This window comes from Variovorax sp. GW821-FHT09D04, assembly GCF_059416405.1.
Window position 1 is genome coordinate 256,297 of sequence record NZ_JBWKPA010000007.1, and the last position, 17,051, is coordinate 273,347.

Annotated in this window: 13 protein-coding genes; 9 read left to right on the top strand and 4 right to left on the bottom strand. The window is 71.1% G+C overall.

The features are described from left to right. The first annotated feature begins 10 nt into the window (after positions 1-10). From AC07O4_RS22095 to AC07O4_RS22135, 9 genes are all read left to right on the top strand, one after another. On the top strand, positions 11-2,122 hold the full coding sequence (locus AC07O4_RS22095; protein ID WP_495305678.1) for an acetate--CoA ligase family protein: 2,112 nt from the start codon (positions 11-13) through the stop codon (positions 2,120-2,122). Between the two features lie 29 nt (positions 2,123-2,151). Next, positions 2,152-3,153, top strand: coding sequence for a Bug family tripartite tricarboxylate transporter substrate binding protein (locus tag AC07O4_RS22100; RefSeq protein ID WP_495305679.1), 1,002 nt, complete (start codon positions 2,152-2,154; stop codon positions 3,151-3,153). Between the two features lie 44 nt (positions 3,154-3,197). Beyond that, positions 3,198-4,589, top strand: coding sequence for a DUF1254 domain-containing protein (locus AC07O4_RS22105; RefSeq protein ID WP_495305680.1), 1,392 nt, complete (start codon positions 3,198-3,200; stop codon positions 4,587-4,589). Positions 4,590-4,594: 5 nt separating this feature from the next. Beyond that, positions 4,595-5,929, top strand: coding sequence for a DUF1254 domain-containing protein (locus tag AC07O4_RS22110; protein WP_495305681.1), 1,335 nt, complete (start codon positions 4,595-4,597; stop codon positions 5,927-5,929). Next, entirely contained in the window at positions 5,926-7,200 is a 1,275-nt protein-coding gene (locus AC07O4_RS22115) for an alkyl sulfatase dimerization domain-containing protein (RefSeq protein WP_495305682.1), read from the top strand. Before AC07O4_RS22110 ends, AC07O4_RS22115 begins: the two co-directional genes overlap by 4 nt. Positions 7,201-7,225: 25 nt before the next feature. Beyond that, positions 7,226-8,224: a Bug family tripartite tricarboxylate transporter substrate binding protein gene (locus tag AC07O4_RS22120; RefSeq protein WP_495305683.1), complete on the top strand. Its 999-nt coding sequence runs from the start codon at positions 7,226-7,228 to the stop codon at positions 8,222-8,224. A 126-nt stretch (positions 8,225-8,350) separates the two neighbouring features. After that, complete coding sequence (locus AC07O4_RS22125; protein WP_495267007.1) at positions 8,351-9,313, top strand: helix-turn-helix domain-containing protein; 963 nt, start codon at positions 8,351-8,353, stop codon at positions 9,311-9,313. Positions 9,314-9,382: 69 nt separating this feature from the next. After that, positions 9,383-11,692, top strand: a complete 2,310-nt coding sequence (gene tynA, locus AC07O4_RS22130; RefSeq protein ID WP_495305684.1) for a primary-amine oxidase — start codon at positions 9,383-9,385, stop codon at positions 11,690-11,692. After that, the gene (locus AC07O4_RS22135; RefSeq protein ID WP_495305685.1) at positions 11,689-12,840 is read left to right on the top strand and encodes a serine hydrolase domain-containing protein; all 1,152 of its coding nucleotides are present in this window, start codon (positions 11,689-11,691) and stop codon (positions 12,838-12,840) included. Before tynA ends, AC07O4_RS22135 begins: the two co-directional genes overlap by 4 nt. A 34-nt stretch (positions 12,841-12,874) precedes the next feature. Here AC07O4_RS22135 and AC07O4_RS22140 read toward each other — a convergent pair whose 3' ends face one another. From AC07O4_RS22140 to ruvA, 4 genes are all read right to left on the bottom strand, one after another. Next, a complete protein-coding gene (locus AC07O4_RS22140) occupies positions 12,875-14,281 on the bottom strand; it encodes an aldehyde dehydrogenase family protein (protein WP_495305686.1) in 1,407 nt (468 codons plus the stop codon). A 120-nt stretch (positions 14,282-14,401) separates the two neighbouring features. After that, the gene (locus AC07O4_RS22145; RefSeq protein WP_095947951.1) at positions 14,402-15,394 is read right to left on the bottom strand and encodes a helix-turn-helix domain-containing protein; all 993 of its coding nucleotides are present in this window, start codon (positions 15,392-15,394) and stop codon (positions 14,402-14,404) included. Between the two features lie 35 nt (positions 15,395-15,429). Then, positions 15,430-16,326, bottom strand: a complete 897-nt coding sequence (locus tag AC07O4_RS22150; protein WP_495305687.1) for a hypothetical protein — start codon at positions 16,324-16,326, stop codon at positions 15,430-15,432. Beyond that, positions 16,323-16,895: a Holliday junction branch migration protein RuvA gene (gene ruvA / locus AC07O4_RS22155; RefSeq protein WP_056577514.1), complete on the bottom strand. Its 573-nt coding sequence runs from the start codon at positions 16,893-16,895 to the stop codon at positions 16,323-16,325. Before ruvA ends, AC07O4_RS22150 begins: the two co-directional genes overlap by 4 nt. Between the last annotated feature and the right edge of the window lie 156 nt (positions 16,896-17,051).

Consider the following 17,051-nt stretch of genomic DNA (forward strand, 5'->3'; position numbering starts at 1 on the left):
CGCCATGCCCATGGACTTCTTTTCTTCGCAAGCCGAATCCCTGTCGGCGCTGTTCGCGCCGCGTGCCATCGCGGTGGTCGGCGCCTCGTCCAACGCGCAGAAGATCGGCGGCATTCCCGTCGACTACCAGCGCCGCTTCGGCTTCGAGGGCGCGCTGTACCCGGTCAACCCGAACGCCGACCGCATCCAGGACCTGCCGGCCTACCCCAGCCTGCGCGCCATCGGCCAGCCGGTGGACCTGGCCATCCTCGCGGTGCCGTCGGCGCTCGTCGACGGCGCGCTCGACGACGCCATCGCGGCGGGCGTGAAGGGCGTGGTGCTGTTCTCCTCGGGCTTTGCCGAAGTGGGCGCCGAGGGCGCGGCGGCGCAGGCGCGGCTGGGCGACAAGGCGCGTGCCGCGGGCGTGCGGCTGGTCGGCCCCAACTGCCTGGGCTTCATGAACATCGCGCGCCACGTGTACGCCACCTTCTCGCCGGCGCCCGGCGTGGGCCGCGTGATGCCGGGACGCATCGGGCTGGTGAGCCAGTCGGGCGCGTTCGGCGCCTATGCCTACGCGATGGCGCGGGCGCGCGGCGTCGGCCTGTCGCTGTGGGCCACCACCGGCAACGAGGCCGACGTGCAGGTCGCCGACTGCCTGGCCTGGCTCGCGCAGGACCCCGACACCGACGTGATCATGGCCTACATGGAAGGCTGCCGCGACGGCCCCCGCCTGCGCGCCGCGCTGGCCCTGGCGCAGGCCAACGGCAAGCCGGTGGTGATGGTCAAGGTCGGGCGCACCGCGCTGGGCGCCGAGGCCGCGGCCTCGCACACCGCCGCGCTGGCGGGCGACGACGCGGTGTACGACGCCGTGTTCCGCCAGTACGGCGTGCTGCGCGCGCGCAACCTCACGGAGTTCTTCGACCTGGCCCACAGCGCGGCCGTGGCGGGCCGCCCGCGCGACCGCTCGATCGGCCTGTTCACGCTCTCGGGCGGCGTCGGCGCGCTGATGGCCGACGAGGCGTCGGCCCAGGGCCTGGACGCCCGCCCGCTGAGCGAGGCCGCGCAGGACACGCTGCGCCGCTGGGTGCCCTTCGCGGCACCGCGCAACCCGGTCGACATCACGGGCCAGGTCACCAACGACATGACGCTGATCGATCGCACGGCCCGCGTGATGCTGGACGACCAGGGCTTCGCCTCGTGGATGGGCTTTCTGGCCGCCGCGGGCGCGTCGGACGCGTTCTGGCCGGTGCTGCGCTCGTTGGTGAGCTCGCTGCGCGAGGCCTATCCCGACACGCTGCTGGCGGTGAGCACGCTGCTGTCGCCCGAACGTCGCGCCGAGCTCGAAGCGATGCGCTGCCTGGTGTTCGCCGACCCGTCGGACGGCATCCGCACGATCGCCGCGCTCGCGGGTCTGAAGCCTGCGGCTGCGGCGGCTGCAACGCCCGCATCAACCAAGGCGCCTTTGACGCTCGCGCCCGGCACGATGTCCGAGCCCGATGCGCTCGCACTGCTGGCCGATGCCGGCGTGCCCGTGGTCGCGCACCGCGTGGTGCGCAGCGCCGACGAAGCGGCGGCCGCCGCCGAGACGCTCGGCGAGGCGGTGGTGGTGAAGATCGTCAGCGCCGACATCCCGCACAAGTCGGACGTCGGCGGCGTGGCGCTCGGGCTGCGCGGCGCGGCGCAGGCGCGCGCGGCTTTCGAGCGCACGCGCGACCTCGCGCTCACCGCACGGCCCGAGGCGCGGCTCGACGGCGCGCTGGTGGCGCGCATGCTGACGGGCGGCGTCGAGTGCATCGCGGGCGTGCACCGCGACCCGGTGTTCGGGCCGGTGCTGATGTTCGGCCTGGGCGGCATCCACGTCGAGACGCTGCGCGACGTGTCGCTGCGCGCACTGCCGGTCACGCGCGACGACGCGCTGGCCATGGTGCGCGAGCTGCGCGCATTCGCGATCCTGAACGGCGCACGCGGCCGCCCGCCGGTCGACCTCGACTCGATCGCCGACGCGCTGTGCGCGCTCGCCGACTTCGCGCAGCGCGCGGGCGACTCGCTCGACAGCGCCGAGATCAACCCGCTGATCGCGCGCCCGCAGGCCGAGGGCGGCTGCGTGGCGGTCGACGCGCTGGTCGTCGGCCGCGCACGCTGAAGAACGACAACAACCACCGGAGACATCGCATGACGACGACATCGAAGAACGGACTCGGGCGCGCACTCGGCGCGAGCGCGGCACTGGTGCTCGCGGCCGGCGCGGCGGCGGCAGCCACGGAGGCGCCCTTCCCCTCCAAGCCCGTGCGCATCATCGTGCAGTACCAGGCGGGCGGCTCGACCGACATCCTCGCGCGGCTCGTGGCCGAGGGCCTGTCGAAGCGGCTGGGCCAGCCGGTGGTGGTCGAGAACCGCAGCGGCGCGGGCGGCATCATCGGCACCGACTACGTCGCCAAGAGCCCGCCCGACGGCCACACGCTGCTGCTCACGGTGCCGGGGCCCGTCACGGCGAACCTGGTGCTCTACAGCAAGCTGCCCTACGACCCGCGCACCGACCTGCGCATGGTGTCGGACATCGCCACCACGCGCACCGTGCTGGCGGTGCACCCTTCGGTGCCGGCCACCGACTTCAAGAGCCTGATCGCCGCCGCCAAGGCCGCGCCCGGCAAGTACTCGATGGGCTCGTGGGGCCCCGGCACGCAGCCGCACCAGGTGCAGGTCTACATGGACAAGGCCTACGGCCTGCAGACGATGCACGTGCCCTACAAGGGCGAGAGCCCGATGGCGATCGACCTGATCGGCGGCGTGATCCAGATGACCGTGGGCTCGGTCACCACGCTGCAGCCGTACATCAAGGCCGGCAAGCTGCGCCCGCTGGCCGTGGCCGGCCCGCGGCGCGCCCGCGCGCTGCCCGACGTGCCCACCTTCGCCGAGCAGGGCTACGCCGACGAGGTCTACGCCATGACCGGCCCGACCTCGCTGATGGCGCCGGCCAAGACGCCCGACGCCATCGTCGAGCGCCTGGGCCGCGAGGTCAGCGCGGTGGTGCGCCAGCCCGAGGTGAGCCGGCGCATCGAGGAGCTCGGCGCCGAGCCCGTGGGCAACCTGCCGCCCGAGGCCGCCGCGGCCTACAAGGCCTTTCTGCCCGTGACGCTGAAGCTCACGCAGGCCACGGGCGTGAAGCTCGACTGAACCGCCTTCCCTTCTCCCTCTTTCCGAACCCCGAGGTCCTTCCCATGAACGCTCCCGCTCCCGTGCCCGACATCGCCGCCGCCCGCAAGGCGCTCGCCCGCTCCATCGGCCTGGCCGCCTTCGTCTACGGCTATCCGCTCACCGAGACCTACCGCACCTGCGCCCTGCAGACCGCGCCGCGCGCCGAACGCCGCAGCGGCGCCTCGGCCGGCTCCGATGTGCGCGCGCCGCTGAACACGCTGCACCACGCGCCGCGCCCGTCCACCCACGAAGACCGCGACGTGGTCACGCCCGCCAACGACCTGCTCTACACCATGGCCTGGCTGCACCTGGCGCACGGGCCGATGCTGCTCACCGTGCCCGCGTCGGCGCGCCACCCGGGGCGCTACTTCGTGCTGCCGCTGTACGACGCCTACACCGAGAACTTCGAGAACCTGGGCCCGCGCAACTGCAACCCCGAGGGCGAGACCGTGGTGCTCGTGGGCCCCGGCGGCACCGTGCCGGAATCGCTCGCAGCCGCCCACCGCGTGGTGCGCTGCCCGACCGACCTGGTCTGGCTCATCGGCCGCATCCTGGTGGGCGACGAGAGCGACTGGCCGGCGGCGCGCGCGCTGCAGTCGGAGATCCAACTGAAGCCCGCGCCCGGCACCGTGCTGCAAGGCCGCCCATCCGCCATCGAACAGTGGGCCGGCCCGCACGAAGACGCCATGGCCGCCGCCTTCGAGCACGGCGAGCCGGCCGCGCAAGTGGCGCCGCGCTTCTTCACCAACGTGTGCCACGCGCTGGCCGAGGCGCCGGGCCGCGTGGAAGACCGCGCGCTCGTGGCGTGGTTCGGCCAGGGCGGGCTGCTGGCGAACGCCGCGTTCTCGTGGGACGCGCTGGAGGCACCGCTGCGCGAAGGCCTGATCGAAGGCTTCGCCGAGGGCGTGCAGCTGGTCGGCGCCGTGGGCCGCAACCGCCGGCCCAAGCCCTGGTCGATGACGCCGGCCACCGGCCGCTACGGCAACGAGTTCCTCGGCCGCGCGCGCACCGCCTACCTGGGCCTGGGCGCGCTGGCCACCAGCGAGGCGGTGTACGCCGCCGCGCACCACGACGCGACGCAGGAACCGCTGGACGGCCAGCGCCGCTACACGATGCGCTTCGAGGCCGGCGACCTGCCGCCCGCGGACGCCTTCTGGTCGGTCACGCTGTACGACACCGACCGCTTCCTCTACCCCAACGACATCCGCCGCCACGCCATCGGCGACCGCACGCCCGGGCTGAAGCGCAACGCCGACGGCAGCCTGGAGCTGGTGGTGAGCCACGCACGCCCTGCCGACGCCGCCAACTGGCTGCCCGCGCCGGCCGGGCGCTTCTACCTGATCCTGCGCATGTACTACCCGCGCGAAGGCGTGCAGGGCTGGCGCATCCCGCCGCTGCAGGCACAACAGGGCTGAGCACGATGCAGCCGCACACCGACATCCTGCAAGCCCTGGCCGAAGAGGCCGTGGTCTACGCCTACCCGCTGTACGAGATGTGCCGCATGCGCGCAGCCACCTCGCCGCAGCGCACCGACGCCGCCGGCGAGGCGCCCAAGCCGCTGCGCTGGTGCAACGTGTTCACGCACGCGCGCCAGCTGCTGGGCGCGGGCAAGAGCCGCGTCGTCACGCCGAACAACGACACGCTCTACACCAACGCCTGGCTCGACCTGGGCGAGGGCCCGCTCGTGATCGACGTGCCCGACACCGCCGGGCGCTACTACGTGCTGGGTCTGCTCGACTTCTTCACCAACCCCTTCGCCCACCTGGGCCAGCGCCTCACGGGCACGGCGGCGCGCGCCTTCGTGGTCACGCCGCCGGGATGGCGCGGCACGCTGCCCGCGGCCTTCGACGCGCCGGGCGCGCGCATCGAGGCGCCCACGCGCTGGCTGTGGATCATCGGACGCCTGCTGGTCGATGGCCCGCAGGACGTGCCCGCCGTCAACGCGCTGCAGGACGGTTTTCTCGTGCGCACGCTGGCCGACTGGGAGGCCGGCCGCCGCTCGGCGCCGCGCGCCTTCGACCCGGGCTGCGATCCGAAGGCACCGCTCACCGCCGCGCACTTCGCCGCGCAGGTGAACGCGGCGCTGCGCGACAACGCACCGCCGGCTGGTGATGCCGCGCAGCTCGCGCGCTATGCGGCGCTCGGGATCGGGCCCGGCGCAGGCGCGCTCGACGACGGCCAGCGCGCCGCGCTGCAGGCCGCGCTCGACACCGTGCTGCCCCGGCTGCGCGAGGCGCAGTCGGGCCGCACCACGGCCTCGGGCTGGGTGCAGATGCCGCTCGTGGAAGGTTCCTTCGGCGACGACCACCTGGCGCGCGCGCTGATCGCGCTCAAGTACATCGGCATGCTCGAAAGCCGCGAGGCCACCTACCCGATGGCCTGGCACGACGCCACCGGCGAAGCGCTCACCGGCCAGCGCCGCTACACGCTGCGCTTCGCGCCCGACGCGCTGCCGCCGGTCGACGCTTTCTGGTCGCTCACGATGTACGACACGCGCGACTACATGCTGGTCGACAACCCCATCGACCGCTACGCCGTCGGCGACCGCACGCCGGGACTGCGGCGCGATGCGGACGGCGGGCTCACGCTGCACATCCAGCACGCGCGCCCCGAAGGCGACGCCGCGCGCGCCAACTGGCTGCCCGCGCCCGAAGGCAGCTTCTACCTGTGCCTGCGCGCCTACGTGCCGCGCGCCGAACTGCTCGACGGCCGCTACCAGCTGCCGCCCCTCACCGTCACCAAGGATTCCGCATGAGCGCCACCGCTGAAAAACCAAAAGCCACAGAAGAAGAAAAGCCCTTCCTCATCGTCGGCACCGGCACCGAGACCGTCGCGCCGGGCCTGCACATCCTGCGCGGGCAGGGCCAATCGTTCGTGGCCGAGACCAACGTGGGCCTGGTCGTGATCGACGCCGGCCCGGGCGGCTCGGTGACGCAGGGCATGATCGACGCGCTGCGCCAGCTCAGCGACGCGCCGGTGCATGCGCTGTGCTTCAGCCACGGCCACATCGGCTACAACGCCGGCGTGCCGATGTGGCTGGCCCATGCCGCCGCGCGCGGCGATGCGCCGCCGCGCATCATTGCGCACCGCAACGTGCCGCGCCGCCTGGCGCGCTACCGCGAGACGCTGGCGCTGCAGCACCGCATGGCCGAGATCCAGTTCAACCGCCCCGCCGGCTTCTTCGACCACCGGCTGGTGACACACCCGCCCACCGAGACCTTCGACGACGTGCTGCAGATCGGCAGCGGCGAGCGCCGCATCGAGCTGCGCTGGGCGCCCTCGGAAACCGACGACGCGATCGCGCTGTGGAGCCCGGCGCAGCGCGTGCTGTACGGCGGCGCGGCGCTGATCGACTCCATTCCCAACATCGGCACGCCCTTTCGCACGATGCGCGACACGGTGCGCTGGGCCGACACGCTGGAGGCGCTGGCGGCGTTGAAGCCGCGCAAGGCCGTGCGCGAATTCGGCGCCACGCTCGAGGGCGAAGACCAGGTGCAGCACGTGCTCGTGCACACGGCCCGCGCGCTGCGCTGGGTGCGCGCCGAGGTGGTGCGGCTCATGAACGAGGGGCTCAACGAGCGCGACATCCTGGCGCGCATCCGCTTTCCCGACGAGCTGTTCGCGGTCGAGTGGATGAAGCCCACCTACGGCGACCCGGGCTACATCGTGCGCGACATCTACCGCTCGGAGAACGGCTGGTGGGACCGCAACCCGACCTCGCTGCACCCGGCCACGCCCGAGGCCATCGGCCGCGCGGTGGCCGACGCCATCACCGACAAGCGCGGCGTGATCGACCAGGCACGCGCGCTGGCGGCGGGCAGGCAGTGGCAGCTCGCGCTGCACGTGATCGACCTGCTGGCCACCGCCGAGGGCGAGGCCACCGAGATCGCCGAGGCGCGCTCGCTCAAGGCCGAATGGCTGCGCGAGCGGGCACGCGAAGTGCCCAGTTACGTCTCGCGCAACCTGTATCGCGTGGGCGCGGACATGATCGAACAGGGCACGCAGGCGCGCTTCGGCATCCGCTGAAGCCTTTCCATCGGAGACACGGACCATGACAACGACAACACCATTCCGCTTCGGCCTGCGCACGCTGCTGGCCGCCTGCTCCCTGGCCGCACTGGCAACGGCCAGCCACGCACAACAGGCCGACAGCTACCCCGACAAGCCCGTGACGCTGGTGGTGCCCACCGCGGCGGCCGGCGGCACCGACACCATCGCACGGCTGATCGGCGACGGCCTCGGCAAGATCCTGAAGCAGCCCTTCGTGGTCGACAACCGCCCGGGCGCCAACGGCATCCTCGGCAGCGAGGTGGTGGCGCGTTCCACGCCCGACGGCTACCGGCTGCTGTTCACCTACGCCGCGACGATGGTGGTGAACCCCAGCCTCTACAAGAAGCTGCCCTACGACCCGCTGAAGGACTTCATGCCCGTCGCCCAGGTCGGGCGCGGCGGCAACCTGCTGCTGGTGCGCAAGGACCTGCCGGTGAAGACGATCCAGGAGTTCGTCGCCTACGCCAAGGCGCGCCCCGACAAGCTCAGCTACTGCTCGTGGGGCAACGGCTCGGGCGGCCACCTGGCGATGGAAAGCCTGAAGAAGCAGGCCGGCCTCGTGATGACGCACGTGCCCTACAAGGGCAGCGGCCCCTGCGTGCAGGACCTCGTGGGCGGCCAGGTCGATGCGGCCTTCGCCGACATCTCCTCGACCGTGGAGATCGTGCGCGCCGGCCGCATCCGGGCGCTGGCCAACAGCGGCCCCTCGCGCATCCCGATGCTGCCCGACGTGCCCACCATGACCGAGAGCGGCTACCCCTTCACCACCTACGCCTGGTACGGCCTGATGGCGCCGGCCAAGACGCCGCCCGCCGTCGTGAAGAAGCTCAACGAAGCCGTGAACCAGGTGCTGCGCGACCCCGCGGTGGTGCGCCGCATGTACGAGCTGAACTTCAACGACCTGCCGCAGAACACGCCCGAGCAGTTCACCGCCACGATCCGCAGCGACCTGCGGGACTGGGGCGCGCTGGTGAAGGACATCGGCCTGACGCTCGAATGAACGCCTGAGCGGCCCTGACCAAGGGTAAGCAACATGGTCGGCCGGCGGCGCTTCCCACACACTGCGCCGTGACAGGCACGGTTTCTGCTCATCGGTGGGGCGATGGCAACTGCGCCAGCGCGCACCATGACCGAGCTTCTTCACTTCAGCCGACAACTCACCGCCGAAGCCCAGGCCCAAGCCTCGGGCGTGGGCACCTGGAAGCAGCACTACGAGCAGCTGTCGAACGGCCGCTTCGAGGGGCTGTCCGAAGACCTGCACCTGGATTTCGTGCAGGTGTTCCACGAACACGCCAACCAGACGGTGCTGCAACACGGCCACGGCCGCCCGGGCGCCCTGTGCCTGGCCGTGATCGACGTGACGGCCCCGGGCAGCTGGTACTGCGGCCATGACCTGGACGGGCGGCGGCTCATCGCGCTGTCGCCGCAGCGCGAGTTCGAGCTGCTGGCCGGCGCCGGCATGGACCTGATGGCCGTGTGCGTCGACACCGAGCCGCTGGCCAAGCTGGCCACCACCCTGTTCGGCCCCGACTTCGCGCTGCGCATGCCGGCGCCCGCGCCGGTGCAGCACCCCGGCTTCGACGAAACCGCCTTCACCCGCCTGCTGGGCGCCGCCCTGTCGCTGGCGCGCGACAACCTCGCGCAGCTCGAACAGCCGGCCGCGCGCCACATGCTGTCGCTGTCGCTGGCCGACGCGGTGCTGCAGTGCATGGGCTCCGAGGCCTTCGAGGCCCGGCTGCCCGCCAGTTCGGCGGCGCGCCGCCACATCGTGGCCAAGGCGCGCGAGTACATGCAAGCGCACGCCGACGAGCCCATCAGCGTGCCCGACCTGTGCGCGGCCACCGGCGTGTCGCGCCGCTCGCTGCAGTACGCCTTCGAGGACGTGCTGCACCTGAGCCCCGTCACCTACCTGCGCGTGATGCGCCTGAACCGCGTGCGCTGCGAGATGCAGGCCTGCCGCGAGGACACCATCGGAGACATCGCCGCGCGCTGGGGCTTCTGGCACCTGTCGCGCTTTGCCATCGACTACGCGCGCCTGTTCGGCGAGCTGCCGTCCGCCACGCGCGCACGGTGGTTTGCCAAATCTTGATAACGCCCGCGCCGGCGGCGCTCTTACCTTCGCGGTTGTCCACCACCACACGCGAAGAAGGATGCAGCCATGCGCAGCAGCTACCACCGAACGCCCGGCCGCGGCGCCGCACGGCGTCTCCTGGGCACCGCCCTGGCCTCTGCCCTGGCGCTCGCCCTCGGCCCCCTGAGCATTGAGCCGGCCCGGGCCCACGGCGGCGCGGCCCACATGGTGCCGCTGAAGAAGACGGTGGAAGACTTCGGAGGCACGCTGCGCTGGGACAGCTTTGCCAACGTGTTCACCGTGGCGCGCAACGGCACGCTGGTGCGCCTGAAGCCCGGCTCGAAGACGGCGCTGGTCAACGGCCAGCCGATGCAGCTCGATGTGCCCGTCGTCATGCGCAAGGGCGCGGCCTACGTGCCGCACGATTTCGTGAACCAGGTGTTCCAGTCCAGCCTGGACAAGACCTTCGTGGTCGAGCGCGTGCCCAACCCGCTGAACCCGCTCACCGAGGCCGAGATCCAGGCCACGCTCGAGGTGCTCAAGGCCTCGGGGCGCCACAAGGCCGGCCTGCGCTTCACCGAGATCAGCGTGAAGCGCCCGCCCAAGGACGAGGTCTGGAACTTCGCGCTCACCGGCCAGCCCGTGCGCGCGCCGCGCCAGGCGGCCTTCGTGGCGTTGGACGGCAAGAAGGTCATCGAGGGCACGGTCGATCTCGCGGCGCGCACCCTCACCGCATGGAAACCGATCGAAGGCGCGCACGGCATGGTGCTGCTGGACGACTTCGCCACCGTGCAGAGCGCCATCGAGGCCAGCCCCGACTACGCCAAGGCGCTCGCCACGCGCGGCATCGCCGACGTGAAGAAGGTGGTGGCCACGCCGCTCACCGTGGGCTACTTCGACGGCAAGGATTCGCTGCGTCAGGAAGACCGCCTGCTGAAGGTGGTGAGCTACCTGGACGTGGGCGACGGCAACTACTGGGCACACCCCATCGAGGGCCTGGTGGCGGTGGTCGACCTGGAGCAGAAGAAGGTCATCAAGATCGAGGACGGCGGCCTGGTGCCCGTGCCGCTCAAGCCCACGCCCTACGACGGGCGCGACCGCGCGGCCACGCCCGCGCCCAAGCCGCTGGAGATCACCGAGCCCGAGGGCAAGAACTACACGATCACCGGCCACACGATGCACTGGCGCAACTGGGACTTCCACGTGCGGCTCGACTCGCGCGTGGGCCTGGTGCTCTCTACCGTCACGTACAACGACAAGGGCACGAAGCGCAAGGTGATGTACGAAGGCTCGCTGGGCGGCATGATCGTGCCCTACGGCGACCCCGACACCGGCTGGTACTTCAAGGCGTATCTCGACTCGGGCGAGTACGGCATGGGCACGCTCACCTCGCCCATCGAGCCGAACAAGGACGCGCCGCAGAACGCCGTGCTGCTGGACGCCACGCTGGCCGACTACACCGGCGCGCCCACCAAGGTGCCGCGCGCCATCGCCGTCTTCGAGCGCTATGCCGACCCCGAGTTCAAGCACCAGGAAATGGGCAAACCCAACATCAGCACCGAGCGGCGCGAGCTGGTGGTGCGCTGGATCAGCACGGTGGGCAACTACGACTACCTGTTCGACTGGGTCTTCGCCGAGAACGGCACCATCGGCATCCACGCCGGCGCCACCGGCATCGAGGCGGTGAAGGGCGTGAAGTCGCGCACCATGCAGGACCCCACGGCCGCCGAGGACACGCGCTACGGCACGCTGCTGGACCACCACATCGTCGGCACCACGCACCAGCACATCTACAACTTCCGCCTCGACCTCGATGTGGACGGCGAGCAGAACACGCTCACCGAGGTCGACCCCGTCGTGCTGCCCAACACGCGCGGCGGCCCGCGCACCAGCACCATGCAGACGGTGCAGCGCACGGTGCGCACCGAGCAGGAGGCGGCGCAGAAGTTCGACCCTTCGACCATCCGCCTGCTGAGCAACCCGGCGCGCAACAACAAGGTCGGCAACCCGGTGTCGTACCAGCTCGTGCCGTACGCGGGCGGCACGCACCCGATTGCCAAGGGCGCCAACTTCGCGAAGGACGAGTGGATCAACCACCGCCTGAGCTTCATGGACCGCCAGCTCTGGGTGACGCGCTACGACCCGGAGGAGCTGTTCCCCGAAGGCAAGTACCCGAACCGCTCCAACAAGGACACGGGCCTGGGCCAGTTCACGGCCGACAACCAGGAGATCGTGAACACCGACAACGTGGTGTGGCTCACCACCGGCACCACGCACGTCGCGCGCGCCGAGGAGTGGCCGATCATGCCGACCGAATGGGTGCATGCGCTGCTCAAGCCCTGGAACTTCTTCGACGAGACGCCGACGCTGGGGCTGAACCGGCCTGCTGCAAAATGACCGCGCCCGACGAGGCCATCGGCCGCTACGAAGACCTGATGACGCTGGCGCCCGCACTGCAGGCGCCAACCTACCGCCAGATGGACCGGCTCTACGCGACGCGCGCGATCCGGCGCGGCACGCAAGTGCATCTGCTGCCCGAAGGCACGCCCGTCGACGCGCAGCGCTTCGGCATCGACGGCTTCATGGCGCGCAACCACACGGCCGGCCTGCTGGTGATCAAGGACGGCCATGTCGTGCTCGAGCGCTACGCCATGGGCAACGATGCAGCGACGAAGTGGCTGTCGTTCTCGGTCGCGAAATCGCTGACCTCCACGCTGGTCGGTGCGGCCGTGAAAGATGGCCACATCGCCAGCCTCGACGATCCTGTGGTGCGCTACCTGCCCGCATTGAGTGGCTCGGCCTACGACGACGTGACGGTGAAGCAGGTGCTGCAGATGAGCTCGGGCGTGGCGTGGAACGAGGACTACCTCGACGCCGACTCCGACCGGCGCCAGCTGATGCGCGTGCAGCTCACGCGCGAAAAAGGCGCCGTGCTGAAGTTCATGGCGCAGCGCCCGCGCGTGGCACCTGCGGGCACGCGCTTCAACTACAGCACCGGCGAGACCTGCCTGGTCGGCGAGATCCTGGCCAGCGCGATCCGCCGGCCGATCAGCGACTACCTCTCGCAAAAGATCTGGGCGCCCTTCGGCATGGAGGCCGATGCGTACTGGCAGCTCGATGCGGTCGATGGCCAGGAGTTCACCGGCAGCGGCGTGAACGCCACGCTGCGCGACTTCGGGCGCTTCGGCCTTTTCGTGCTCGGCGGCGGCATGGCCGGCGGCCAGAAGGTGCTGCCCGACGGCTGGGTGGCCGATGCCACGCGCGTCGATGCATCGAGCCACCTCGCGCCCGGCACGCTCGCGGGCTTCGAACCGATGGGGTACGGCTACCAGTGGTGGACCTTCCCGACCGGCGCGAAGGCACTGCCCGGACTCGACGGCGGCCTGTTCGCCGCGCTCGGCATCTTCGGCCAGCAGGTCTACATCCATCCGAAGGAGCGGCTCGTGGTCGCGATCCACAGCACGTGGCCGGCGCCGATCCATCCGCCGAGCCTGATCGAGACCGATGCGCTGCTCGGCGCACTGACCGCCGCGCTGCGCACCTGAACAGAGCGTGGCGCACGCCACGCTCTGCACTGCGTCAGGAGAAGATCACCTGCGCGTCGGTGTACTCCTTCAGCCCTTCTTCCGCGAACTCCACGCCGAGCCCCGAAGCCTTCACGCCGCCGAAGGGCGCGTTGGGCTGGATGGCGCCGTGCTTGTTGATCCACACCGAGCCGCACTCCAGGCGCGACGCGATGCGCTTGGCATGTTCGATGTCCTTGGACCACACGGAACCGCCGAGGCCGTTCTCGCTGTCGTTGGCGGCGCGGATGGCGTCCTCGACGTCGGTGTAGCGAATGATGGGCAGCGCGGGCCCGAACTGTTCTTCGTCGACCAGCGCATCGCCGTTCTTCAGGCCCGCGACGATGGTCGCGGGGAAGAACAGACCCTCGCCCGGCTCGCCGCCGGTGAGCACCTGGCCCTTCTTTTTCGCGTCGGCCACGAGCCGCGCGACCTTGTCGAACTGCATGCGGTTCTGCACCGGGCCGAGCACGTTCTTCTCGTCCATGCCGTCACCCATCGGCACCTGCTTCGCAAAGGCCGCGAGGTGCTCGCACACCTCGTCGTGGATGCTGGCGTGCACGTACAGCCGCTTCATGGCCGCGCAGGTCTGGCCGTTGTTGAGGAACGCGCCCCAGAACAGGCCTTCGGCGATGCCCTTGGGGTCGGCGTCGGGCAGCACGATGCCGGCGTCGTTGCCGCCGAGTTCGAGCGTGAGCCGCTTCATGGTGCTGGCGGCCGACTGCATCACCTTCTTGCCGGTGGCGCAGGAGCCGGTGAACACGATCTTGCGGATGACCGGGTCGCTCGCCATGTCGGCGCCGAGGTTGGAGGAGCGGTCGTCGCAGCTCACGCTGTTGACCACGCCTTCGGGCAGCACCTCGTTGAGAAGCTCGACAAAGCGCAGCGTGGCCAGCGGCGTGTAGGGCGAAGGCTTGATGACGACCGTGTTGCCCGTGCGCAGCGCCGGCAGCACGTGCCACACGGCGATCAGCACGGGGAAGTTCCACGGCGTGATCGAGCCGACCACGCCCACGGGCTTGCGAAAGATCTCGACGTGGCCCTGCGCGTTGTCCTGCAGCACGCGCGGCGGCAGCGACAGCGCCGCGGTGGCGCCGGCCCAGGCCGCGGCGCCGCCCAGCTCCCAGCGCGACCCCAGGCCGTTGAGCGGCTTGCCCTGCTCCAGCGTGAGCAGGCGCGCCAGCTCTTCGGCGTGCGCGCCGATCTTCTCGGTGACGGCGCGACAGGCGGCGGCCAGTTCGTCGTCGGACTTTCGCGACCAGCTCGTGAAGGCCTTCTGCGCGGCGGCCACGGCGGCGGCGAGGTCGTCGCGCGAACCGTTCGGCGCGGTGCCGATCACCTGGCCGTTGGCGGGGTTGCGCACTTCGAAGGAGGCCGTGCCTGGCACCGCGCGACCGCCGATCGTCATTCTTGTCTCTTGCATTGCTTTGTCCTGGTTGGGTTGACGCTGGCGCGCGCCGCCGCAGGGCGGGCGCGCCAGGTCACTGTAGGAAAAGCAGGGACCGGCGTCTTGGAGCCAGGCGTCAGCGAATGGACTCAGGCGTCAGTGCGTCAGGGGTCCAAGCGCCAGGCGCCCCGGCGGCACGCCGTAGCGCTTGCGGAACTCGCGGTAGAAGAACGACAGGTCGTTGAAGCCGCAGTCGTAGGCGACCACCGCGATGGCCGGCGCGGGGCCGCCCTGCCGGGCCGCCGCATCGAGCGCAGCGCGCGCCGCCGCCAGCCGCGTGTCGAGGATGTGGCGGCTCGGCGAGACGCCCAGTGCCTCGAAGGCCCGCTGCAGCAGCCGCGGCGACACACCCAGGTGGCGCGCCAGTTCGCCCGCGTGGAAGGCCGGGTCGTGGAACTGCAGCGCCACGTGGTCCATCGCGCGGCGCAGCACGCCCTCGCCCGCGTTGCGCGACAGCAGCGCAGGCGCCTGCCGCGCGCGCTCGACCAGCACCGAGCCGAACACGCCGAGAAAGGCCTCGACCAGGTGCGCGTCGTCGGACTGTCCGCTGTCGAGCAGGCGCGCGAGGATGGCGCGCATCGCGAAGCCCAGCGCGTCGCCGCGTCGCACGCACACGCCGCCCTGCAGCGTGGGGCCGAAGCGCGCGAGCATGTCGGCGCGCGGCAGGTGCACCGACACCTGCTGCGAGCTGGCGCCGTCGTAGACGAATTCCGAAGGCCGCGCCGAATCGATCAGCACGATGTCGCCGGCCTGCACCGCGATCTGCTGCGCGCCCTGGCACATGAGCGCGCCGCCATGGTCCTGGAACACGAGGAAGAAATGCTCGCGGTCGTCGCGCCGGATGGCCTGCGCATCGCGGTGCACGCGCTGCAGGTTCTGGCCGATGAGCGCCACGTCGACACCGCCGGCGCGCCGCACCTCGATACCACCCGACACGGTCTGCTGGCGCGGCATGGGCACGGGCGTGAAGTTGCCGCACACGGCCTGCAGGCGCGGGCCGACGAGCTCGAACGGCATCTCGGCGCGCATCCGCGGCGTGAGGGGGCCGCCGCTCAGGTGCGCGGGCGAATCGAAGAAAGAAGCGCTCACAGAGGGTGTCTCCTTGCAGGGCGCCGGGCCAGCGCTCAGTCCTCGTCCATGACCCGCGAGCGGCCGAACCAGAAGCCGAGCACCAGGCCGACCGTGCCGGCACCGATGCCGCCCCACAGGCTCAGGAAAGTGTAGACGTTGTAGCGCCCCGGATGCTGCGCGAGCGCACTCGCCAGTGCGGGTTCGTTCAGGCCGCCGAGTCCGCGCGCGGCGGCGTAGTCGAAGCCCGCGGCGCCCAGGAAATGCGGCGCCACGAGGATCGGCAGCGCCGTGAAGAACGGAAACCACGCGCCGCGCATCCGGCGCCAGCGCATGAAGATCGCCGCGACGAGCAGCACCGCGCCGACCGCGACGGTGCCCAGCGCGAAGGGCTGGCGCGCCAGCGGCAGCAGCCAGGGCCAGATCCACGGCAGCGGGTACAGCGGCCATTCGGCGCGCGGTGCGAGGCCGCCCGGTCGCGCGACGACCGACCAGCCCAGCGTGTCGAGGCCGCTGAACACCAGCGCCGACACGCAGGCCACGGCCGCGACGATCAGGCACACGCTGCGAAACGGGGACGCGCTGCCTTGCAGGAAGCCGGGCGATGGCTCCGGCGGCAACGCCGGTGACCGGGGCCAGCCCGACTGCCAGTGCCGCACGACGATCGACGTCGGCACCGGCGGCGGTGCCAGGTCACCGCGCACCAGCCAGTCGATGAACAGGATGCCGACCGCGAACGCCATGACCGCCGTGAGCCACGCGCAGACGCCCGGCATGTCGACGAAGCCGGCCGGCGTCAGCATCGGCAGCTGGCCGTAGGCCACGCCCGCGAAGCCGTAGAGCCAGATGATCGGCACCGACAAGGCCATGGCCGTGTGCATCAGCACGGCGTCGGTCTCGGCCGACTCGTGGCGCAGCGCCTGCGCGCGCGACCACGCCTCCCGCCAACTCACTTCGCCAGGGCTTTCAGTGCCATCTTGATGCCGTCGCTCACGCTCGCGTCCTTCGGCAGCGCCTTCAGCGCGAGCGCGGCCTCCTTGTCGCTGTAGCCCAGCGCCACCAGCGCCTGCAGGATGTCGGCCTGCGCGTCGGACGCGGCATGCGCCGGCAGGCCGATGTCGGCGCCCAGCTTGCCCTTGAGCTCCAGCAGCAGCCGCTCGGCGGTCTTCTTGCCGATGCCCGGGATCTTCACGAGCCGGCCCAGCTCCTGCGTGGTGATGGCCTGCGCCAGCTCGCCCACGCTCATGCCCGAGAGCAGGCCCAGCGCGGTGCGCGGGCCCACGCCGGTGATCTTGATGAGCTGGCGGAAGGCCGCCCGCTCCTCGGCGGTGCCGAAGCCGTAGAGAATCTGCGCGTCCTCGCGCACGACGAAGTGCGTGAGCAGCGACACCTTCGCGCCGACGTTGGGCAGGTTGTAGAACGTGCTCATCGGCACGTCGACCTCGTAGCCGACGCCGTTGCAGTCCACCACCACCTGCGGGGGGTTGCGCTCTGCGAGCGTGCCGGTCAGTTTGCCTATCATTGGCTCCCCCCCGTTGCTTGCTCACTTCGTGTAGCCGCTTCCCCCCTCAAGGGGGCAACACCGGCGGCCCGGCAAAGCCGGTTCCGCGGTGTTACCCGCCTTGGATTGCGTTTTTTCGAGCGTGGCTGGTCTTGCATGGGCTGCCAATTAGATGGA